The sequence below is a fragment of the Cryobacterium sp. TMT3-29-2 genome (assembly GCF_004564305.1).
GTDB classification, from domain to species: Bacteria; Actinomycetota; Actinomycetes; order Actinomycetales; family Microbacteriaceae; genus Cryobacterium; species Cryobacterium sinapicolor.
In genome coordinates this window covers 1-20186 of sequence record NZ_SOGK01000073.1, presented here as the reverse complement: position 1 = coordinate 20186, position 20186 = coordinate 1, and the positions used below count along the sequence as shown (strand labels likewise).

Sequence of the window (20186 nt, the reverse complement as noted above, 5' to 3'; positions counted from 1 at the left end):
GGGTGTCGCTCCGGCCTTCACGCATCCGGAGCCGTTTTCCTGGCCCGTCGGGAGGCCTTCCTGGCGGCGCTCTCTGAGGCCATGAGCGCGCGGGTGGCCGTGACGTCGCCGAGCAGGAGACGTAACCAGCGCGCGGCCGGATCGGAATCGACGAGGAGCATTCGCATCAGTAGGGTGAGCGGGGTCGCGAGGAGTGCGCCGATTGGCCCGATGATCGCCGACCAGACCAGCAGGGACACGAAGGTGATCGTCTGGCTGAGGGCGACCGCGTTGCTGACCAGTCGTGATTGGATCGCACCCTGCACGATGGCGTTGACGAGAGTGTAGACGATTACGACGGCGATAGCCGTCTCCCAACCGCCCTCGAGGAATCCGAAGGTGACCGGCGGGATGAGTGCGACGAGGTAGCCGAGGTTCGGAATGAAGCTGCCCAGGAACGAGAGCACACCCCAGAGGAACGCTCCCGGCACGCTCAGGAGCACCAGGGCGAGGCTGTTGAGCGCACCCTGCACCACACCGAGCACCGTGGTCGTGACCATGTAGCGGCGCACGTTCGAGCCGTAGGTCCGGAGCGCATCGACCAGGCTCGGTCGGGCCGGCTCGAGCTCGCGCAGCAGCGTGTGCAGATAGCTGGCATCCATCGCCATCAGCAGCAGCGTGGTGACGATGACCACCAGCGTGCCGGTGAGACCGGCAACGTTCCCGAGCAGGTTCGTCACGAACGCGGCGATGCGCTCCGGATCGAATCCCGAGACGATCGTCTGCACCTGCTCGGTACCGACGCCGAAATTCGTCAGCACGACTCCCAGCGCCGCGGCCATCTCGGCCAGCTCCGTACTGTACTGGTTCAGCAGGGTCGGGAACTGCGCGAGGGCCAGCAGCAGCGCCACCATGAACCCGCCGAGATCGAGGAACACCGCGGCGGCGACCGAACCCGTGGCCAGCCCGCGAGGCACACCGCGTCGTTCCAGGGCGTTGCGGAGCGGATGGACGCAGATTGTGAGGATCAGGGCCAGTAACACGGGGGCCGCAATGGAACGGATGGCGGCCAGGCCGAATGCGACGACCGTCGCGCCGGCCAGGCCGATCAGGATGGCGTCACCCCGAGGCAGACCCCTGGGCGGGGCCAGGTTCGGGGCGGGGATCACGGTTGCACCGGAGCCGGGGGCGGAGCCGGGGGCCGGAACCGCGCCGACGGTTCCCAATGATCCTGCGCGGGGGGGCTTTCGTCGTTGCCACCGCATGGGGTTCCCCATCCTGATCGGGTCATCCGGCTCATCCGGCGGGTTTGCCCCGAATGTAGACCCGCGCGGCCCGGCCGGATACGACTGACGAATTCGACGGAGATTTTGAGCCATCCGGCGTGTGCGGACCGATTTCGGGTGCGTACGGCCAAAATCTCCGTCGAATTCGTTCGGGACTGGGGGAGTGCGGGCAGGGGGAGTGAGGCCGGGATATGCGTGCAGGAACTGGGGGACTGGGCGCGGGGACGGGCAGGGACGCGGGTTACAGGCCGAGCCAGGACCAGTGGCTGAGCGGCCAGTTGATCACGAACGCCCGGCCGACCACATTGTCGACGGGAACGAATCCGTGGCCGGGCGTGTCCGAGTGCAGCCGGCTGTCGGCCGAGTTGTAGCGGTTGTCACCCTCGACCCAGAGAGACCCTGCGGGCACGGTCACGGAGAAATCGGACTCGGACGTGCGGGCGACACCCGGCGGTAACTTGAGGTAGGGCTCGCTGATCGGTTCGCCGTTGACGGTGGTGCGGCCCGAGGGGTCGCAACAGGCCACCTCATCGCCCGGAAGCCCGATGACGCGTTTGACGAGGTGGTCTCCGGATTCCGAAGCCTCGAGGCCCGCCTGAGCGGAGAGCCACTGGATGCCGTCGGCGACGGGGTTCCCTGCCTCGAGCGGGGCCGATCCGGCCGGCCCCAGCCACCCGCCGGGGTCGACGAACACGACGATGTCGCCGTGACCGACGTCGACCACGTTTGGGACGAGCTGGTTGACGATGATGCGATCGTTGATCTGCAGGGTGTTCTGCATCGATCCGGTTGGAATGTAAAACGACCGGACCAGGAATGCCTTGGTCAGGAACGAAACGACGAGGGCGATCGCGAAGATGACGACCAGGTTGCGGAGCACCCGGCGCCACCGGCGTGTGGAACCGTCGGCGCCGCCCGCGGCGTTGCCGCGTCGGTCGTCCCGAGGCCGTCGCCCCGCGATCTCGAAATCTGTCACTGTGTCCCCTGACGTGATGCGTGATGCGTGATGCGTGATGGTGCACTTCGACCGATACGGGGCGACTTCAGGGCCTGGGCAGGCACAGCAAGGATGCACCCGGCGGCCGATTCCTGCCAGAGCGGAGCAGATCTCACTGGGTCACCGGACTGCGGCCTTCGGCTCTGCCGACAACGAACTCGGCTCTCCGACAACGAAATCGGCTCTCCGACAACGAACTCGGCTCTGCCGACAACGAACTCGGCTCTGCCGAGAACGAACTCGGCTCCGACGCATGATCGGTCGAGTGCTGCACGCCAAAATCCCCATCGACGACTCCACCCGAGCCGGCGCGTTCCATCGCGCGGTGTCCGGCTGGGAGGGCACGCAGTGGGGACCGTCCGTCCGCCGGACGCTCTCCGGCGACGAACCGGGTCCCGGTGCGGAGGGTGGCGTGACAATTTGCTCCGTGACGCCCGAGGGAGTCGTCAGCTACGTCGACGACATCGACGAGGCCCTGTCAAGGGTTGTCGAGGCCGGGGGCGCGCCGGTGACCGACCGGATGCCCATTCCGACCAGGGGCTGGATGGCCCACCTCCGCGATTCCGAGGGAGATCTGATCGGCCTGTCCCAGGCGAACACCGCAGCGGGGATGCCCGCAGCCCTGGGCGAGGCCTGAGCCGCGGTTGTCACCGCCGCGGATATCGTCGGCTGGGGCTCAGTCCGTGGGGCGGCTGCGCGGGCTGACGTTGGAGCGCAGAGACTCGACCTGCTCCCGGGCCTCGTCTTCCGTGCGGTACGTGTCTGGCGACGGAATATTCTGCCCGTTGTCCGCCGAGAAACAGAACCGGTAGCCGCCCGACGGGTCCTGATAGATTTCGAATTTTCCGGCCATGTCACACCCTCGTCCTTGGCCTGGTACCGGCCAAACAACCGGCCTCGTCACCCTACCGCCACGGCTCCGAGTCGGATAGGGGGGCCGCGGTGAGCGGCAGCCCGATCTCGCTGGGCACGGGTCCCGCACAGACTTCGCGGCTTATGATTGACAAAGATCTACGACCCGATGGGAACCCTTTTCGCATGATTGCGCGCGCACCATTCTTTGTTCGCAATCGGGTCGACGGCACCGACGGGGCTCTCGCCGGCCGGGCCGACGGCGCGGGCATCCGTGACACGGTCACGCGGTACTATTCGCTGACCAAGCCTGGTGTGCTGTACGGCAACGCCCTGACGGCCGCGGCCGGCTTCCTGCTCGCGGCCCGAGGTCAGGTCGACCTCGCCTTGTTCGCGGCGCTGTGCGTGGGAACCACACTCGTGATCGCCTCGGCCACCGTGCTCAACAATGTGCTCGACCGTGATATCGACACGGTCATGGAACGCACCAAGAAGCGTGCCACCGTGACCGGCCGCATCGGCGTGCGCAACGCGGTGATCTTCTCGAGCCTGATGTTCGTCCTCGGCATGGCCATCCTGATCGCCTGGACGAACTGGCTCGTCGTCGCCGTCGGACTGGGCGGGTTCCTCGTCTATGTGGTGCTCTACGGCATGCTGTCCAAGCGCATGTCGATCCACGGCACCCTGGTCGGAAGCGTCTCGGGCGCCGCGCCCATCCTGGCCGGTTACGTCGCCGTCACCGGCGCGATCGACATCGGGGCCGTGCTCGCCTTCCTGGCCGTGTTCCTCTGGCAGATGCCCGAGTTCTACTCCATCGCCATCTACCGCCACGACGAGTACGCCCGCGCGGGCGTGCCCGTCATCTCCGTGGTGCGCGGCATCCCGAACACCACGGTGCAGATCCTCGTCTACACGGTGGGATTCGTCGTATCGACCCTGCTCCTGTCGGTGTTCGGCTACGTGGGCTACGTCTACACGGCGGTCATGGGCGTGCTCGGCGCCTACTGGATCTGGCTCGGCCTCGTCGGCCTGCGCGCCACCGATCCCTCCGCCTGGGCCAGACGGATGTTCCGCTACTCCCTGGTCATGATCCTGGTCTACTGCGTGATGATCTCGGTCGGGCCGATCCTGCCCTGATCCTGCCCTGATCCTGTCCCGGTCCGGCCTCGGTCCGGCCTCGGTCCTGTCCCGGTCCGCCCTGGCCCGGCCCGGGCGGTGGGCGCCCGCCGGTGGGCACGCACTCCCTTAGGCTGTGTGCATGAGTACAGTCCTCGTTCTGAACGGCCCGAACCTGGGGCGGCTCGGCAGCCGCGAACCCGACGTCTACGGCTCGGCCGACCTCGACCAGTTGCGTTCAACGCTGGCGCAGGCCGCCCCGGCTGGGATGACGGTCGACGTGCGCCAGACGGATGACGAGGCCGAACTCATCCACTGGTTGTACGAGGCCGTCGACGAGCGCATCCCGGTCATCCTGAACCCGGCGGCGTTCACGCACTACAGCTACGCGCTTCGGGATGCCGCCGCTCTCGTGACCAAGGCCGGTGTCACCCTGGTCGAGGTGCACCTGTCCAACCCGCACGCCCGGGAGACGTTCCGGCACACGAGCGTCGTCAGCGCCGTGGCCACCGGAGTGATCGCCGGCTTCGGCTTCGACTCCTACCGCCTGGCCCTGGACTTCATCGCCCGATCGGTGCCGCGGGTCTCCTGACCGGCCTGCTCCCCGCGCCTTTGGTGCACGGGCTGCGGGGCAACTACACTCGTTCAAGGCCGATTCGGCCGCGCACCTTCCTAATTGAACCAAGTGAACGGAACACCTTTTCATGGCATCAACCGCCGATATCCGAAATGGCGTCGTACTCAACATCGATGGCCAGCTGTGGGCAGTCACCGATTTCCAGCACGTCAAGCCGGGCAAGGGCGGCGCCTTCGTCCGCACCAAGCTGAAGAACGTCGTGACGGGCAAGACCGTCGACCGCACCTTCAACGCGGGCGCGAAGATCGAAACCGAGAACGTCGACCGCCAGGACTTCCAGTACCTGTACGCCGACGGTGACTCCTACGTCTTCATGGACGTGTCCGATTTCGATCAGCTGCACGTGCCGGCGGTCGTCGTGGGCGATGCGGTCAACTTCATGCTCGAGAACCAGAACGTGACGATCGCCCTGCACAACGGCAACCCGCTCTACGTCGAGCTGCCGGCATCCGTCGTGCTCGAGATCACGTACACCGAGCCGGGCCTCCAGGGTGACCGGTCGACGGGCGGCACCAAGCCGGCCACCGTCGAAACGGGCTTCCAGATCCAGGTTCCGCTGTTCCTCGAGCAGGGCACCCGCGTCAAGGTCGACACCCGCACCGGGGACTACCTGGGCCGCGTCAACTAGTGAGCGCTCGGACCAAGGCGCGCAAGCGCGCGATCGACATCCTGTACGCCGCCGACGTGCGGCAGAGCACCATCCCGGAGTCGCTCGCCCTCGAGGCGCAGCGCGCCGCGAGCGAGCCGGCCCGGATGGCCTCATGGCTCTACGCCCGGGACATCATCGACGGCGTGGTCGACCACCGCGAGGAGATCGACGAGCTCATCGAGACGTACTCGCAGGGCTGGACACTGGCGCGCATGCCCATCGTCGACCGCGCCATCCTGCGCATCGGCATCTGGGAGATCCTCTTCAACGACGCTGTTCCGCACGCCGTCGCCATCGACGAGGCGGTCGAGGCCGCCAAGATCCTGTCGACGGATGACTCGGCCGGCTTCGTGAACGGACTCCTCGGGCGCATCGCCCAAACCGCACCATCCGCGTAGTCCGTTCTGCCAGGGGGAACGTATGACCAGCACCGAGCCCGAACCGACCCGCGCCCCGGAGCCGTATTCGCCGGCCTACGGGCACCCGCCGTTCCCGGCGGCGCCGAAGACGAACACCCTGGCGATCATCTCGCTGGTGTCCGCCTTCTTCGTCTCCCTGGTCGCCGTGATCACCGGGCACCTCGCCCTCGGGCAGATCAGACGCACGAATGAAGGCGGCCGGGGGCTGGCGATCGCCGGGCTCGTGCTCGGCTATGTGGGCGTCGTGACCACCACCCTCGCGATCGTGCTGGCCATCGTCTTCGCGGCGACGGTGATCCCCCTGATCCTGTCGGTTGTGGGCGGCAACGCGGCCGGCCTGCCGTCCCTCTCCGCCACGAACGAGCCCGAGACGGACGAGCCGACCGGGGATGCGCCGCAGCAGGCCCTGCCCACCGGAACCGTCGGCGCGGCCCATTTCGACGACGGCTACCTCTCGGTCGGCACCGGAGCCCAGGTCGTCGACGTCTATTTCGACCCGATGTGCCCCTACTGCCGCCAGTTCGAGGAAACGAACGGTGGGCAACTGGCCGCCCTCGTCACCGACGGGAGTATCACCCTGCGGCTGCACTCGCTCACCTTCCTCGACCGGGTGTCGCAGGGAACGGCCTACTCGACCCGGGCATCCGCCGCGCTGACCTGCCAGGCCACCCTCAACCCGGAGCGCCTGCTCGCCTACCAGGCTGCCCTCTTCGCCAACCAACCGGCCGAGGACACCGCCGGTCGGAGCGACGCCGAACTCGCCGGCCTCGTCGAGAGCCCCGCCGATATCAGTGCGTGCCTCGCGGCCGGTGAGTACCAGGGCTGGTCTCAGGCGAACACCGAACAGGCCTTGAACGGCCCGATCGAGGATGCCGACATCACTCGGATCCAGGGCACGCCGACCGTGCTCGTGAACGGCAGCGTCTACGCCGGCGGGCTGACCGACCCGGTCGAGTTCCGGGACTTCCTCACGGCCGGCTCAGTCGGCTGAGTCGTTCCGTCGGCCGGGCTTCCGGGCCAGGTCAGGCTCGGGGGAGCCCTGCCAGGTGCTAGAGTGAAGTCCGGAAATGACATCCTTTAACAACCGTCCGGTGAGGCGGGGAAGGAGGTCGGGTTGATGGCACGCACCGTGTTGAACCAGGCTGATATTGCTCGAGCGTTGATTCGAATCTCCCACGAGATCCTGGAGTCCAATCGAGGCGCCGAGAACCTCGTGATCCTTGGCATCCCCACCCGCGGGGTCGTTTTGGCCCGCCGCATCGCCGAGGCCATCGCGCGCATCGAGCCCACCGCGACGGATGTCCGGGTCGGCTCCCTCGACGTCACCATGTACCGCGACGACCTCGGCCACACCCGCACCCGCACACCGTCCCGCACCCTGGTGCCCGGCAGCATCGACGGCGTCACGGTCGTGCTCGTCGACGACGTGCTCTACTCGGGCCGCACCATCCGCGCCGCCCTGGACGCCCTCGGCGACCACGGGCGGCCGAAAATCGTGCGCCTGGCGGTCCTCGTGGACCGCGGCCACCGTGAACTGCCGATCCGGGCCGACTTCGTGGGCAAGAACCTGCCGAGCTCGACCGCAGAACGCATCAACCTGCACCTGCTCGAGGTCGACGGGGACGAATTCGTCAGCATCGACGGCGGGCCTGTCGACGGCGGAGACACGGAGGGCGCGTCATGAGGCACCTCCTGTCGACCAAGGGCATGAGCCGCGACGAGGCGATCCTGCTGCTCGACATCGCCGAGGACATGGCGGATGTCGCCGACCGTGAGGTGAAGAAGCTCCCCACCCTGCGTGGCAAGACCGTGGTCAACCTGTTCTTCGAGGACTCGACCCGCACCCGGATCTCCTTCGAGGCCGCCGCGAAGCGGCTCAGCGCCGACGTGATCAACTTCAGTGCCAAGGGCTCGAGCGTGTCCAAGGGCGAAAGCCTCAAGGACACCGCCCAGACCCTCGCCGCGATGGGCGCCGACGGGGTCGTCATCCGGCACCCGGCCTCCGGCGCCCCGCACGTGCTCGCCGAGAGCGGCTGGATCGACGCGGGCATCATCAACGCGGGCGACGGCACCCACGAGCATCCGACCCAGGCCCTGTTGGACGCGTTCACCATCCGTCGCCGCCTGCACGGGGGTGCTGCGCGCGGCAAGGGCCTGGACGGGGTCACGGTCACCATCGTCGGTGACATCCTGCACTCGCGGGTGGCCCGCTCGAACCTGTGGCTGCTCACCACGCTCGGGGCGCACGTGAGCCTGGTCGCTCCGCCCACCCTGCTGCCGATGGACATGAGCGGCTGGCCGGCCGAGTCCGGCTTCGACCTGGACGCGGCCATCGACGCCGGACCCGACGTGGTGATGATGCTGCGCATCCAGCAGGAACGAATGAACGCCGCCTTCTTCCCGAACAGCCGCGAGTACTCGCGCCGTTGGGGGCTGGACGACGAGCGGTTCGGTCGCCTGGCCCGGACTACCATTGTGATGCACCCCGGCCCCATGAATCGCGGCCTGGAAATATCTTCAGCGGCGGCCGATTCGGCCGGTTCAACCGTGCGCGAACAGGTCGCCAACGGAGTTTCAGTGCGGATGGCGGCACTGTACCTGCTGCTGTCCGGCGATCGGGAGGAGTCATAGATGTCCAGCGACACCGCTGCCAGCACGCCGTATCTGATCCGGGGCGCGACGCTCGCGGACGGCACCCGCACCGACTTCGTCCTCGCCGACGGCCGGATCGCGGAAATCGGCTCCGGCCTCTCCCGCGCCGGGGCGAGCATCGTCGACGCGGCCGGTCTGATCATCCTGCCCGGCCTGGTCGACCTGCACACGCACCTGCGCGAGCCGGGCTTCGAACAGAGCGAGACCATCCTGACCGGCAGCCAGGCGGCGGCCGTCGGCGGCTTCACCAGCGTGTTCGCGATGGCCAACACCTCACCGGTTCAGGACACCGCCGGCGTCGTCGACCAGGTGCTCGCCCTCGGTGAGCGGGCCGGTTACGTCACCGTGCAGCCGATCGGCGCCGTCACGGTCGGACTCGCGGGGGAGCGCCTGGCCGAGCTGGGCGCCATGGCCACCAGCCGCGCCCGGGTTCGGGTCTTCTCCGACGACGGTTTCTGCGTCTCCGACCCGCTGCTGATGCGCCGGGCCCTCGAGTACGTCAAGGCGTTCGACGGCGTCGTCGCCCAGCACTCCCAGGAACCGCGCCTGACCGAGAAGGCCCAGATGAACGAGGGTGCCCTTTCCAGCGAGCTGGGGATGGTCGGCTGGCCCGCAGTGGCCGAAGAGTCGATCATCGCCCGCGACGTGCTGCTGGCCGAGCACGTCGGGTCCCGCCTGCACGTCTGCCACGTGTCGACGGCCGGCTCGGTCGACGTCATCCGCTGGGCCAAGGCCCGCGGCATCCAGGTGACCGCCGAGGCCACCCCGCACCACCTGCTGCTCACCGAAGACCTGGTCGTCGGTTACGACGCCCGGTTCAAGGTCAACCCGCCGCTGCGCCGCCGCGAAGACGTCGAAGCCCTGCGCGCCGGCCTGGCCGACGGCACCATCGACATCGTCGCCACGGACCACGCCCCGCACCCGGTCGAGGCGAAGGAGTGCGAATGGGACGCCGCTGCGAACGGCATGGTCGGCCTCGAAACCGCCCTCTCCGTGGTGCATTCGGCCGTCGTCGACACCGGACTGCTGGATTGGACGGACATCGCGCGCGTGCTCTCCAGCACCCCGGCGAGGATCGGCCGGCTCTCCGGCCAGGGGCAGGGTCTGCTCGTCGGGGCACCCGCCGAGCTCACCCTCTATGACCCGGCCGCGAGCCGCGTCTTCGGGCGCGGCAATCTGGCAGGCAAGAGCGCCAACTCGCCCTATCTGGCGATGACCCTGCCGGGCCGGGTGCTGGCCACGTTCCACCGGGGCTACGCCACGGTGCTGGACGGAGCGCTGCGGCCCGCCGACGAGATCTCGGCACTCGGGGGGCGCACCGATGGCTAGGACCCTCGCCACCGTCATCACCGTCGCCGTGCTGCTCGGCCTGCTCGGCCTCATGCTGCGCAGCTGGCGGCGTCGCAGCCGCCGGGATGCCGCCCTGCCGGCCGGCTACCCGCTACCGGTCGACGCCGCACTGGAGCTGGCCTCCGTCGCGGTGCTCTACGTCGCAACGACCCTGCGCGCCCGGCCGCTGGAACGCTTGAACATCCCCGGACTGGGTTTCCGCGCCCGGGCTCGCCTGACCATCACCGAGGCCGGTGTGATCCTCGCCCTGGCCGGCGAGGAGGCGGTGTTCATCCCGGCCTCGGCCATCGCCGTGCTGGAAGACGCCACGGTCGCGATCGACCGCGTCGTGGAGACCGACGGTCTGCTGCTGCTCGGCTGGCGGCTGCCCGGCGTCGACGGCCAGGTCGTCGACAGCTACTTCCGCATTCTTGACCCATCCGACCGCGTCAGTGTGAACGACGTCATCCGAACCATTGCGGCCGACGCCCTGCGCCCGGCCGCGCATGATGAAAGCGAGGCGTAGCGTGAGCAACGCAACGACCCCCGACCGACCGAATCCCGCTGTGCTCGTGCTGGAAGACGGCCGCCGTTACGAAGGGCGTGCCTACGGCAGTGTGGGACAGACCCTCGGCGAAATCGTCTTCGCCACCGGCATGACCGGCTACCAGGAGACCCTCACCGACCCGTCCTACGCCGGTCAGGTCGTGCTGATGACGGCACCGCACATCGGCAACACGGGTGCCAACGACGAGGACATGGAATCCCGCCGCATCTGGGTGTCCGGCTTCGTCGTGCGGGAGCCCGCCCGCATCGCCTCCAACTTCCGGTCCACCCGCAGCCTCGACGACGACCTTGAGAACGGGGGAGTCGTCGGGATCAGCGGCATCGACACCCGTGCGATCACCCGCCACATCCGCTCGGCCGGCGCCATGAGGAGCGGAATCTTCTCCGGCGACCGCTTCACCCTCTCTGACGGTGAGCAGCTGGAGCTGGTGCGCTCCGGCGCCGGCATGCGCGGACGCAACCTGTCCGATGAGGTGTCCACGGTCGAACCGTTCTCGATCCCCGCGCAGGGCGAGCGCATCGGCTCCGTCGCGGTGCTGGACCTCGGGGTCAAGACCTCCACGCTCAATCATTTGGCCGCGCGCGGCTTCGAGGTGCTGGTGCTGCCGCAGTCGGTCACCGCCGAGCACGTGCTGTCTCTGAACCCGTCGGCCCTGTTCTTCTCCAACGGCCCCGGCGACCCGGCCGCCTCCGACCTGCACGTGGACCTGCTGCAGGCGGTGCTGCGGGCCGGCCTGCCGTACTTCGGCATCTGCTTCGGAAACCAGCTGCTCGGCCGGGCACTCGGCTTCCGCACCTACAAGCTGCCCTTCGGGCACCGGGGCATCAACCAGCCCGTGCTCGACAAGACCACCGGCCGGGTGGAGATCACCTCGCAGAACCACGGGTTCGCCGTGGACATGCCCATCGAGGGTGTGCACGAGTCACGGACCGGCTTCGGCCGGGTGGAAGTGAGCCATTACAGCCTCAACGACCAGGTGGTCGAGGGCATCCGCTGCCTCGACATCCCCGCCTTCTCGGTGCAGTACCACCCGGAGTCTGCGGCCGGCCCGCACGACGCCGAGTACCTTTTCGATCGGTTCAGGGATGTGGTGGTCGCCAATCGAGCGGCTGCCGGAGCAGGAGACGCCAAGTAATGCCCAAGCGCGACGACATCAACAGCGTCCTTGTCATCGGCAGCGGACCGATCGTGATCGGCCAGGCCTGCGAATTCGACTATTCCGGAACCCAAGCCTGCCGGGTGCTGCGGGCCGAGGGGGTGCGGGTCATCCTGGTCAACTCCAACCCGGCCACCATCATGACTGACCCCGACTTCGCCGACGCCACCTACATCGAGCCGATCACCCCGGAGATCCTCGAGACGATCATCGCCAAGGAACGTCCGGATGCGATCCTGCCGACCCTCGGCGGCCAGACCGCACTCAACGCGGCCATCGCGCTGCACGAGCGCGGCATCCTCGAGAAGTACGACGTCGAGCTCATCGGCGCCTCGTTCGACGCGATCCAGAAGGGCGAGGACCGCCAGATCTTCAAGCAGCTGGTGCTCGATGCGGGCGCCGGCGTCGCCCGGTCCTACATCGCCCACACGGTCGAGGAGGCCGTCGGGTTCGCTGGCGACCTCGGCTATCCCCTCGTCGTGCGCCCCTCCTTCACCATGGGCGGCCTCGGCTCCGGCTTCGCCTACACCGAGACCGAACTTCGCCGCATCGTCGGCGACGGGCTGCACCAGAGCCCCACCAGCGAGGTCCTCCTCGAGGAGTCCATCCTCGGCTGGAAGGAATACGAACTCGAGATGATGCGCGACACGGCCGACAACACGGTCGTCGTCTGCTCCATCGAGAACGTCGACCCGGTCGGCGTGCACACCGGCGACTCGATCACCGTCGCCCCGGCGCTGACCCTGACCGACCGCGAGTACCAGAAGCTGCGCGACATCAGCATCGACATCATCCGGGCCGTGGGCGTGGACACCGGCGGCTGCAACATCCAGTTCGCGATCAACCCGGCCGACGGCCGGATCATCGTGATCGAGATGAACCCGCGCGTCTCCCGCTCGTCCGCCCTGGCGAGCAAGGCGACGGGATTCCCGATCGCCAAGATCGCAGCGAAACTCGCTCTCGGCTACCGGCTCGACGAGATCCCGAACGACATCACCGGCGTCACCCCGGCCAGCTTCGAGCCCACCCTCGACTACGTCGTGGTCAAGGTGCCCCGGTTCGCGTTCGAGAAGTTCCCGGCCGCCGACCGGCGCCTGACCACCACCATGAAGTCCGTGGGCGAGGCAATGGCCATCGGCCGTAGCTTCACCTCCGCTCTGCAGAAGGCGCTCCGCTCCCTGGAAAAGCGCGACTCGTCGTTCCACTGGGGCGCCGAGCCCCGCACGGTGGAGGAACTACTCACGGTCGCCGAGGTGCCCACTGACGGCCGGATCGTGACCGTTCAGCAGGCCCTCCGGAGGGGCGCCACGATCGATCAGGTCTTCGAGGCCACCAAGATCGACCCGTGGTTCATCGACCAGATCGTGCTGATCAACGAGATCGCCGACCAGATCGCGGCCGCCGAGCGCCTCGACACCGACATCCTCCGCACCGCCAAGGACCACGGCTTCTCCGACGCCCAGATCGGCGCGCTGCGCGGCTTCGGCGAAGCGGATGTGCGCACGGTGCGCCACATCCTCGGCGTGCGCCCGGTCTTCAAGACCGTCGACACCTGCGCGGGGGAGTTCCCCGCACTCACGCCGTACCACTACTCCAGCTACGACCAGGAGACCGAGGTCGTGCCCAGTGACCGCCGGAAGGTCGTCATCCTCGGCTCCGGCCCGAACCGGATCGGCCAGGGCGTCGAGTTCGACTACTCCTGCGTGCACGCCTCGTTCGCCCTCTCCGAGGCCGGCTACGAGACCATCATGATCAACTGCAACCCGGAGACGGTCTCGACCGACTACGACACCTCCGACCGGCTGTACTTCGAGCCACTCACCCTCGAGGACGTGCTCGAGGTCATCCACGCCGAGAGCCAGAGTGGCGAGCTCGTCGGAGTGGTCGTGCAGCTGGGCGGCCAGACCGCGCTCGGCCTGGCCAAGGGCCTCGAGGCCGAGGGCATCCCGATTCTCGGCACCACCCCGGAGGCGATCGACCTGGCGGAGGAGCGCGGACTGTTCTCCGGCATCCTCGACCAGGCGGGCCTGCTCGCGCCGCGCAACGGCGTCGCAACCGACTACGCCGGCGCCGTCGTGGTGGCTGAGGAGATCGGCTACCCCGTGCTCGTGCGCCCGAGCTATGTGCTCGGCGGCCGCGGCATGGAGATCGTCTACGACTCCGCTTCGCTGGCCGACTACTTCACCCGGATGGCCGGGCAGGGCATCATCGGCCCGTCGCATCCGCTGCTCGTGGACCGGTTCCTCGACGACGCCATCGAGATCGACGTGGACGCCATTTACGACGGCACCGAGCTCTACATCGGCGGCGTGATGGAGCACATCGAGGAGGCCGGCATCCACTCCGGTGACTCGAGCTGCACCCTGCCGCCGGTCACCCTCGGCCGCGCGGAGATCGATCGGGTGCGCGAGGCGACGCTGGGCATCGCCCGCGGCATCGGCGTGCGCGGCCTGCTGAACGTGCAGTTCGCCATCGGCGCCGGCGTGCTCTATGTGCTCGAAGCAAACCCGCGCGCGTCGCGCACGGTGCCGTTTGTGGCCAAGGCCCTGGGAATCACCCTGGCCAAGGCCGCCGCGCTGATCATGGTCGGCACGACCATCGCCGAGCTCAAGGCCGAGGGCAAGCTGCCACTGATCGACGGCTCGCGGGTGCCGATGGATGCCCCGGTGGCCGTGAAGGAGGCCGTGCTGCCGTTCAACCGGTTCCGCACGCCCGAGGGGCTCGTCGTGGATTCCGTGCTCGGCCCGGAGATGCGCTCGACCGGCGAGGTGATGGGCATCGACCGTGACTTCCCGCGGGCCTTCGCCAAGAGCCAGCTCGCCGCGTATGGCGGAATCCCGCTCACCGGCACCGTCTTCGTATCGGTCTCCGACCGGGACAAGCGCGCGATCATCCTGCCCATGCTGCGGCTGCAGCAGCTGGGCTACTCCATCACCGCCACGGAGGGGACCGCCGAGGTTCTGCAGCGGAACGGCATCCGCGCCGGCATCGTCATCAAGTTCAGCGAGAAGGCCGACGAGGAGGACGTATCGATCGTGGAACTGATCCGCCGTGAGGAGGTGCACATCGTCATCAACACGCCGGGCGGCCGCACCGCCCGCGCCGACGGCTACGAGATCCGCGCGGCCGCGGTCGCCGCGGATCTCCCGTTGTTCACCACCATCGCCGAGTTGAGCGCCGCCGTGGCCTCGATCGACGCGATCCGCGGCGGCTTCGAGGTGACCTCGCTGCAGGAGTACGCCCTCACCCGGACTGCGGCCCTGTGAGCGTCGCGCACGACCCGGACGGGTCGCCCGCTCCAGCCGGCCCGGCGGCATCGGGCGCCTTCGGCGACCGGCTGGAGAAGACCTTCTCGGTCCACGGACAGGTCTGCGTCGGTATCGACCCGCATGCCTGGCTCCTCACCGAGTGGGGTCTGCCGGACACGGCCGCCGGTGCGGAGGCCTTCGGCCGCCAGGTCGTGGCCGCCGCCGCCGGCCAGGTCGGCCTGGTGAAGCCCCAGGTGGCCTTCTACGAGCGTTTCGGCTCCGCCGGGTACGTCGCCCTGGAACGGGTGCTGGCCGACGCCCGGGCGGCCGGGCTCCTCACCATCGCGGACGTCAAACGCGGTGACCTCGGCACCAGCGTGGAGGCCTACGGCCAGGCCTGGCTGGGCGAGGGGGCTCCCCTCGAGGTCGACGCCATCACCGTGAACGCCTATATGGGTGTCGGCTCGCTGGAACCGGTGTTCACCCTCGCCGCCGAGACCGGCAAGGGGGTGTTCGTACTGGCCGCCACGTCGAACCCCGAGGCGGCGGAGCTCCAACGCGCCGTGATCACCGAAGGGGAGCAGGCCGGCCAGACCGTCGCCCGGTCGGTCTTCGACGCCGCCGGCGAGCGGAATGCCCGGTCCGGTGCCTCCTCGATCGGCTCGGTCGGGGTGGTGCTCGGCGCCACGCTGGACCTGGCTACTTTCGGTCTGGACCTCTCGAAGGCACCCACCCGGGGACTCACCCCCATACTCGCGCCCGGCTTCGGCCACCAGGGGGCGAAAGTGGCGGAACTGAGGAACTTGTACGGGGGGTACGCTCAAGGCGTTATCGTGAGTGAATCGCGCAGCATGCTAGCGGTCGGCCCCGACCGAATCAAACAAGCGATTGCGCGCCGAGTAGTTGAAGCAGGAGCTGCCCGTGGCTGAGAATCGCCCCACCCCGCCCGACGTCGATCGGGTTGCCGCCTCGCGTGCCGCCGTGGCTGCGCGCCGCGCGCGCGCCGCAGTTAAAAACCAGATCGCCGAGGGAAAACGCACCGCGCTCGAGGTGTTGGCCGCTGCGACCGACAGTCCGGAGGGCGTCGAAGGGCGCCTGCGAGTGACCGAGTTCCTGATCAGCATTCCGGCCATCGGCGTCACCAAGATGCACCGCATCATGGAGAAGCTCGAGATCTCGCCGTCGAAGCGGCTGGGAGGACTGGGCAAGCACCAGCGCGACCGGCTGCGAGATTTTCTCACCACGCGCACCGCCGCCAGGCGGATGGATTCCTCCGCGAAGCTCGTCGTGCTCGCCGGTCCAACCGCGGTCGGCAAGGGAACCGTCGCGGCGCACATCCGTCAGCATTACCCGGACGTGCACCTGTCGGTGTCGGCCACGACGCGGGCACCTCGCCCGGGCGAGATCGAGGGTGTGAGCTATTTCTTCGTCGACGACGCCGAATTCGATCGGATGGTCGAGGCCGGCGAGTTGCTCGAGTGGGCCACCGTACACAACGCGTACCGCTACGGCACCCCGCGGGGCCCCGTCACGGGGGCTGTGAGCGAGGGCCACAGTGTGCTCCTGGAAATCGATATCCAGGGTGCTCGGTCCGTCCGCCGGGCCATGCCCGAGGCGCGACTGGTCTTCCTGCTCCCGCCGAGTTGGGACGAGCTGGTGCGCCGGCTGATCGGTCGGGGCACCGAGGCGCCCGCTGAACAGGCCCGCCGGCTCGAGACCGCCAAGCTCGAATTGGCTGCCCAGGGGGAGTTCGATTACCGGGTCGTGAACCACGACGTGGGCGAAGCGGCCCGTGAGGTCGTAGACTTGATGAATCTGCGTCCGGCGCCGTTGCTGCCGTAGCGCCCGTTTTCCGTGATTCTGCGCGTTCCGCAGCACAAACCGCTCTGAAGGAGTGACACCAATGGCTACCAAGCTCACTGGCATCATTGACCCGCCCATCGACGATCTGCTCACCAAGGTCGACTCCAAGTACGCCCTCGTGGTCTTCGCCTCCAAGCGCGCTCGTCAGATCAACGACTACTACGCCGACCTGCACGAAGGCAGCCTGTTCGACAACGTCGGCCCGCTCGTCGACTCCACCGTCGACGACAAGCCGCTCTCCGTCGCGCTCCGCGAGATCAACGAGGACAAGCTCACCTCGCGTCCCATCGTCGAGTAACGCACCCACCAAGCGCGCAGGATGTCGTCGGGTCGCACGATCGTCGTCGGGATAACCGGCGGCATCGCTGCCTACAAGGCCGTCAACGTCGTGCGCGCTTTCGTGTTGCGGGGGGACTTCGTGCACGTCGTGGCGACGCCGGCGGCGCTCCGCTTCGTCGGCAAGCCCACCCTGGAGGCCATCTCCCGCAACCCCGTGCACACCGACCTCTATGAGGGCGTCGCCGAGGTGCGGCACGTGGCCATCGGCCAGTCCGCCGATCTGATCGTCGTCGCTCCGGCCACCGCGAACAGCATCGCCAAGCTCGCCGCCGGCCTCGCCGACGACCTGCTCGGCAACACCATCCTGGCCAGCACCGCCCCGCTCGTGATCGCTCCGGCGATGCACACCGAGATGTGGAACAACGCGGCCACGGTCGCGAATGTGGCCACCCTGCGTTCCCGCGGCGTCATCGTCGTCGGCCCGGGCGTCGGCCAGCTGACCGGCTCCGACACCGGGGCCGGCCGGATGGAAGAGCCCGACACCATCGTCGCCGCGGCCCTGGCGGCCCTCGCCGACGCCGACCGTGACGCCGGGGTGCTTGCCGGTGCGGGCGCCGCCCTGGCCGGCAAGCACGTCGTGATCACCGCCGGCGGCACCCGTGAACCCCTCGACCCGGTGCGATTCCTCGGCAACCGCTCCAGTGGCAAGCAGGGGGTCGCCCTGGCGCACGCCGCCTTGGCCCGGGGCGCCACCGTGACCCTGATCGCCGCGAACCTCGAGGTCGCCCCGCCCACGGAGGTGGAGCTGCGAGCCGTGGGGTCCGCGCTCGAACTCGAGGTGGCCGTGACCGCCGCCGCCGCCGTGGCCGACGTCGTGATCATGGCGGCAGCGGTCGCCGACTACCGGCCGGTCGCGGCGCGCGCCGACAAGATCAAGAAAGACGAGACCGGCGGCACCATGCTGCTGGAACTGACCCGCAACCCCGACATCCTCGCCGGGCTAGCACGGACGAAGCGGTCGGGCCAGGTCCTGATCGGGTTCGCCGCCGAGACGGAGACGGATTCGGTTCGCCTGCTCGAGCTCGGCCGCGAGAAGATGGCGCGGAAGGGCTGCGACTTCCTGGTGGTCAACCGCGTGGGCTGGGCGGAGGGTTTCGCCTCGGACCGTAACGCGATCACGGTGCTCGATCACGGCGGAGATATAGTGTGTGAGGCCTCGGGGAGCAAGTTGTCGGTGGCCAGTCGCATCCTTGACCTGATCACCTGAGTCGGTCCCGGGCATCCGGTCACTGTCGTTACAGCTTGCCGGCAACGGCGGCGCTCGTCACCGCTGCTGATCCTTTTCCATGTTCTTTTCTTCCCTACGTTGTTCAGCAACAGAGACGGGCCAGATGCGCGATCTACGCCTCTTCACTTCGGAGTCGGTAACCGAGGGTCACCCTGACAAGATCTGCGACCAGATCTCCGACAGTATTCTCGACGCACTCCTGAGGGAAGACCCGCACAGCCGGGTCGCCGTCGAGACCCTCGTCACCACCGGTCTCGTGCACGTCGCCGGCGAGGTCACCACGGAGGCCTACGTCGAGATCCCGTCAATCGTGCGCAAATGCATCACTGACATCGGCTACGACTCCTCGGACGTCTGGTTCGACGGCCGCTCCTGCGGTGTCGAGATCTCCATCGGTGGCCAGTCGCCCGACATCGCGCAGGGCGTGGACAACGCCTTCGAACGCCGGGAGGAATCCAGCGTCGAGGACTTCGACCGCCAGGGCGCCGGCGACCAGGGCATCATGTTCGGTTACGCCACGCGGGAGACCCCCGAGCTGATGCCGATCCCGATCTGGATCGCGCACCGCCTCGCCGAACGCCTCGCCGAGGTGCGCAAGTCCGGCGAGCTCGACTACCTCCGGCCCGACGGCAAGACGCAGGTCACCATCGGCTACGACGGCATCACGCCGCGCACGGTCCAGACCGTCGTGCTCTCGACCCAGCACTCGCCGAAGGTGTCCAACGAGCAGCTGCGCTCGGAGGTCGAGGAACTCGTCATCCGCCCGGTGCTGGGCCGCGTGGAGCTGGACTCGTCCGGGCTGAACATGCTGATCAACCCGACCGGGCGATTCGAGATCGGCGGCCCCCAGGGCGACGCCGGCCTCACCGGCCGCAAGATTATCATCGACACCTACGGCGGATCCAGCCGACACGGCGGTGGGGCGTTCAGCGGCAAGGACCCGTCGAAGGTCGACCGCTCGGCCGCCTACGCCATGCGCTGGGTGGCCAAGAATGCCGTGGCCGCCGGGCTGGCGGAGCGTCTCGAGATCCAGGTGGCCTACGCCATCGGCAAGGCCTCACCCGTCGGACTCTACGTGGAGACCTTCGGCACCGGGGTCATGGCCGACCGCGACATCACCGCGGCGATCCGGGAGGTCTTCGACTTGCGCCCGGCCGCGATCATCCACTCGCTCGACCTACTGCGCCCGATCTACGCGCAGACCGCCGCCTACGGCCACTTCGGCCGTGAGCTTCCCGACTTCACCTGGGAGCGCCTCGACCGGGTCGCCGAGCTGAGAAGCGCTGCCGGACTGTGACCCGGCACACACTGTGACCCGGCAGGCGCGCCGCCGATGACCCGCCCAGGCCTCGTGGCCCGGGTGCTCATCGACTCGCCGCTGCCGCAGCTCGATCACCTGTTCGACTACAGCATCCCCGACGAGCTCGCCGGAATCGCGCTGCCCGGCGTGCGCGTGCGGGTTCCGCTGCGCTCGGCGGGCCGCGTCGCCGACGGGTACCTGATCGAGGTGCTCGGCGCTGCCGCACCGGACAGAAACCCGGAGGCGCTGGCCGGACTCGACGCGGGCACCGACTTCCGGGGCGCGCTCAGCCCGATGGACAGTGTGGTCTCCGCCGCCCAGGTGCTCACGCCCGAGGTGTGGCAGCTCGCACGCCGGGTGGCCGACCGGGCCTCCGGGAACGCGAGCGACATCATCCGTCTCGCCGTGCCCCCTCGCCAGGTGCGGGTGGAGAAGGCCTGGCTGGCGGCGCGGGCAGCGGAGGCCGTCGCACCGGTCGACGGGACGGCGGGGGTAGCCGCCGCCGGCGAGACTGCCGTTGCCGCTGGCGCTGCCGGTGGTGTTGCCGCTGACGCCGTTGCCGACCCGG

At 68.5% G+C, this 20186-nt stretch carries 20 protein-coding genes and 1 pseudogene; 18 read left to right on the top strand and 3 right to left on the bottom strand.

The genetic code is table 11. From position 1 onward, the window contains the following. Positions 1 to 17 precede the first annotated feature (17 nt). On the bottom strand, positions 18 to 1205 hold the full coding sequence (locus E3O67_RS08935; protein WP_167726552.1) for an AI-2E family transporter: 1188 nt from the start codon (positions 1203 to 1205) through the stop codon (positions 18 to 20). Between the two features lie 301 nt (positions 1206 to 1506). Then, positions 1507 to 2241 carry a signal peptidase I gene (lepB, locus tag E3O67_RS08930; RefSeq protein ID WP_338145399.1) on the bottom strand — a complete coding sequence of 245 codons (735 nt, stop codon included), beginning with the start codon at positions 2239 to 2241 and terminating at the stop codon, positions 1507 to 1509. A gap of 274 nt (positions 2242 to 2515) precedes the next feature. Between lepB and E3O67_RS08925 the strand changes: the two genes are divergently transcribed. Continuing rightward, a complete protein-coding gene (locus tag E3O67_RS08925) occupies positions 2516 to 2899 on the top strand; it encodes a VOC family protein (RefSeq protein ID WP_135102482.1) in 384 nt (127 codons plus the stop codon). A gap of 39 nt (positions 2900 to 2938) precedes the next feature. On the opposite strand, the gene E3O67_RS08920 is transcribed toward E3O67_RS08925, so the two are convergent. Next, positions 2939 to 3115, bottom strand: a complete 177-nt coding sequence (locus E3O67_RS08920) for a DUF1508 domain-containing protein (protein WP_135102480.1) — start codon at positions 3113 to 3115, stop codon at positions 2939 to 2941. Positions 3116 to 3300: 185 nt separating this feature from the next. Between E3O67_RS08920 and cyoE the strand changes: the two genes are divergently transcribed. The 17 genes and pseudogenes from cyoE to E3O67_RS08835 all read left to right on the top strand — a co-directional run. After that, complete coding sequence (gene cyoE, locus E3O67_RS08915; RefSeq protein ID WP_167726550.1) at positions 3301 to 4251, top strand: heme o synthase; 951 nt, start codon at positions 3301 to 3303, stop codon at positions 4249 to 4251. Positions 4252 to 4372: 121 nt separating this feature from the next. Further along, positions 4373 to 4822 (top strand): type II 3-dehydroquinate dehydratase, encoded by a 450-nt coding sequence (locus E3O67_RS08910; protein WP_134431078.1) that lies wholly within the window; start codon positions 4373 to 4375, stop codon positions 4820 to 4822. Positions 4823 to 4934: 112 nt separating this feature from the next. Continuing rightward, positions 4935 to 5495, top strand: a complete 561-nt coding sequence (efp, locus tag E3O67_RS08905) for an elongation factor P (RefSeq protein ID WP_104100509.1) — start codon at positions 4935 to 4937, stop codon at positions 5493 to 5495. Beyond that, positions 5495 to 5914 carry a transcription antitermination factor NusB gene (gene nusB / locus E3O67_RS08900; protein WP_135102478.1) on the top strand — a complete coding sequence of 140 codons (420 nt, stop codon included), beginning with the start codon at positions 5495 to 5497 and terminating at the stop codon, positions 5912 to 5914. The genes efp and nusB overlap by 1 nt, the downstream gene beginning before the upstream one ends. A gap of 22 nt (positions 5915 to 5936) precedes the next feature. Continuing rightward, positions 5937 to 6926, top strand: coding sequence for a DUF4190 domain-containing protein (locus E3O67_RS08895; RefSeq protein WP_167726546.1), 990 nt, complete (start codon positions 5937 to 5939; stop codon positions 6924 to 6926). Between the two features lie 123 nt (positions 6927 to 7049). Then, positions 7050 to 7619: a bifunctional pyr operon transcriptional regulator/uracil phosphoribosyltransferase PyrR gene (gene pyrR, locus E3O67_RS08890; RefSeq protein ID WP_135102477.1), complete on the top strand. Its 570-nt coding sequence runs from the start codon at positions 7050 to 7052 to the stop codon at positions 7617 to 7619. Continuing rightward, the gene (locus E3O67_RS08885; RefSeq protein ID WP_134431091.1) at positions 7616 to 8566 is read left to right on the top strand and encodes an aspartate carbamoyltransferase catalytic subunit; all 951 of its coding nucleotides are present in this window, start codon (positions 7616 to 7618) and stop codon (positions 8564 to 8566) included. Before pyrR ends, E3O67_RS08885 begins: the two co-directional genes overlap by 4 nt. Then, on the top strand, positions 8567 to 9916 hold the full coding sequence (locus tag E3O67_RS08880; protein ID WP_135102476.1) for a dihydroorotase: 1350 nt from the start codon (positions 8567 to 8569) through the stop codon (positions 9914 to 9916). It abuts the gene before it with no gap. Then, entirely contained in the window at positions 9909 to 10442 is a 534-nt protein-coding gene (locus E3O67_RS08875) for a hypothetical protein (RefSeq protein WP_134431097.1), read from the top strand. The genes E3O67_RS08880 and E3O67_RS08875 overlap by 8 nt, the downstream gene beginning before the upstream one ends. After that, entirely contained in the window at positions 10426 to 11619 is a 1194-nt protein-coding gene (carA, locus tag E3O67_RS08870) for a glutamine-hydrolyzing carbamoyl-phosphate synthase small subunit (RefSeq protein ID WP_174776814.1), read from the top strand. Before E3O67_RS08875 ends, carA begins: the two co-directional genes overlap by 17 nt. Further along, a complete protein-coding gene (carB, locus tag E3O67_RS08865; RefSeq protein ID WP_135102475.1) occupies positions 11619 to 14906 on the top strand; it encodes a carbamoyl-phosphate synthase large subunit in 3288 nt (1095 codons plus the stop codon). Before carA ends, carB begins: the two co-directional genes overlap by 1 nt. Continuing rightward, positions 14903 to 15817, top strand: coding sequence for an orotidine-5'-phosphate decarboxylase (gene pyrF / locus E3O67_RS08860; protein WP_174776813.1), 915 nt, complete (start codon positions 14903 to 14905; stop codon positions 15815 to 15817). Before carB ends, pyrF begins: the two co-directional genes overlap by 4 nt. Then, the gene (gene gmk, locus E3O67_RS08855; protein ID WP_134431103.1) at positions 15810 to 16730 is read left to right on the top strand and encodes a guanylate kinase; all 921 of its coding nucleotides are present in this window, start codon (positions 15810 to 15812) and stop codon (positions 16728 to 16730) included. Before pyrF ends, gmk begins: the two co-directional genes overlap by 8 nt. Positions 16731 to 16791: 61 nt before the next feature. Beyond that, on the top strand, positions 16792 to 17049 hold the full coding sequence (gene rpoZ / locus E3O67_RS08850; RefSeq protein ID WP_134370719.1) for a DNA-directed RNA polymerase subunit omega: 258 nt from the start codon (positions 16792 to 16794) through the stop codon (positions 17047 to 17049). Positions 17050 to 17070: 21 nt separating this feature from the next. Further along, positions 17071 to 18297 (top strand): bifunctional phosphopantothenoylcysteine decarboxylase/phosphopantothenate--cysteine ligase CoaBC, encoded by a 1227-nt coding sequence (gene coaBC, locus E3O67_RS08845; RefSeq protein ID WP_135102473.1) that lies wholly within the window; start codon positions 17071 to 17073, stop codon positions 18295 to 18297. A gap of 124 nt (positions 18298 to 18421) precedes the next feature. Next, positions 18422 to 19615 carry a methionine adenosyltransferase gene (metK, locus tag E3O67_RS08840; protein ID WP_134431109.1) on the top strand — a complete coding sequence of 398 codons (1194 nt, stop codon included), beginning with the start codon at positions 18422 to 18424 and terminating at the stop codon, positions 19613 to 19615. Between the two features lie 36 nt (positions 19616 to 19651). Then, positions 19652 to 20186, top strand: a pseudogene (locus E3O67_RS08835) (primosomal protein N'); the annotation flags it as partial.

Excerpts from the sequence above, each read along its gene's own strand:
- E3O67_RS08895 (WP_167726546.1), top strand. The coding sequence starts at position 5,937 with ATGACCAGCACCGAGCCCGAACCGACCCGCGCCCCGGAGCCGTATTCG.
- E3O67_RS08920 (WP_135102480.1), bottom strand. The coding sequence starts at position 3,115 with ATGGCCGGAAAATTCGAAATCTATCAGGACCCGTCGGGCGGCTACCGG.
- carA (WP_174776814.1), top strand. The coding sequence starts at position 10,426 with ATGAAAGCGAGGCGTAGCGTGAGCAACGCAACGACCCCCGACCGACCG.
- E3O67_RS08910 (WP_134431078.1), top strand. The coding sequence starts at position 4,373 with ATGAGTACAGTCCTCGTTCTGAACGGCCCGAACCTGGGGCGGCTCGGC.
- coaBC (WP_135102473.1), top strand. The coding sequence starts at position 17,071 with ATGTCGTCGGGTCGCACGATCGTCGTCGGGATAACCGGCGGCATCGCT.
- efp (WP_104100509.1), top strand. The coding sequence starts at position 4,935 with ATGGCATCAACCGCCGATATCCGAAATGGCGTCGTACTCAACATCGAT.
- metK (WP_134431109.1), top strand. The coding sequence starts at position 18,422 with ATGCGCGATCTACGCCTCTTCACTTCGGAGTCGGTAACCGAGGGTCAC.
- cyoE (WP_167726550.1), top strand. The coding sequence starts at position 3,301 with ATGATTGCGCGCGCACCATTCTTTGTTCGCAATCGGGTCGACGGCACC.
- E3O67_RS08880 (WP_135102476.1), top strand. The coding sequence starts at position 8,567 with ATGTCCAGCGACACCGCTGCCAGCACGCCGTATCTGATCCGGGGCGCG.
- E3O67_RS08875 (WP_134431097.1), top strand. The coding sequence starts at position 9,909 with ATGGCTAGGACCCTCGCCACCGTCATCACCGTCGCCGTGCTGCTCGGC.
- carB (WP_135102475.1), top strand. The coding sequence starts at position 11,619 with ATGCCCAAGCGCGACGACATCAACAGCGTCCTTGTCATCGGCAGCGGA.
- rpoZ (WP_134370719.1), top strand. The coding sequence starts at position 16,792 with ATGGCTACCAAGCTCACTGGCATCATTGACCCGCCCATCGACGATCTG.
- E3O67_RS08885 (WP_134431091.1), top strand. The coding sequence starts at position 7,616 with ATGAGGCACCTCCTGTCGACCAAGGGCATGAGCCGCGACGAGGCGATC.
- E3O67_RS08925 (WP_135102482.1), top strand. The coding sequence starts at position 2,516 with ATGATCGGTCGAGTGCTGCACGCCAAAATCCCCATCGACGACTCCACC.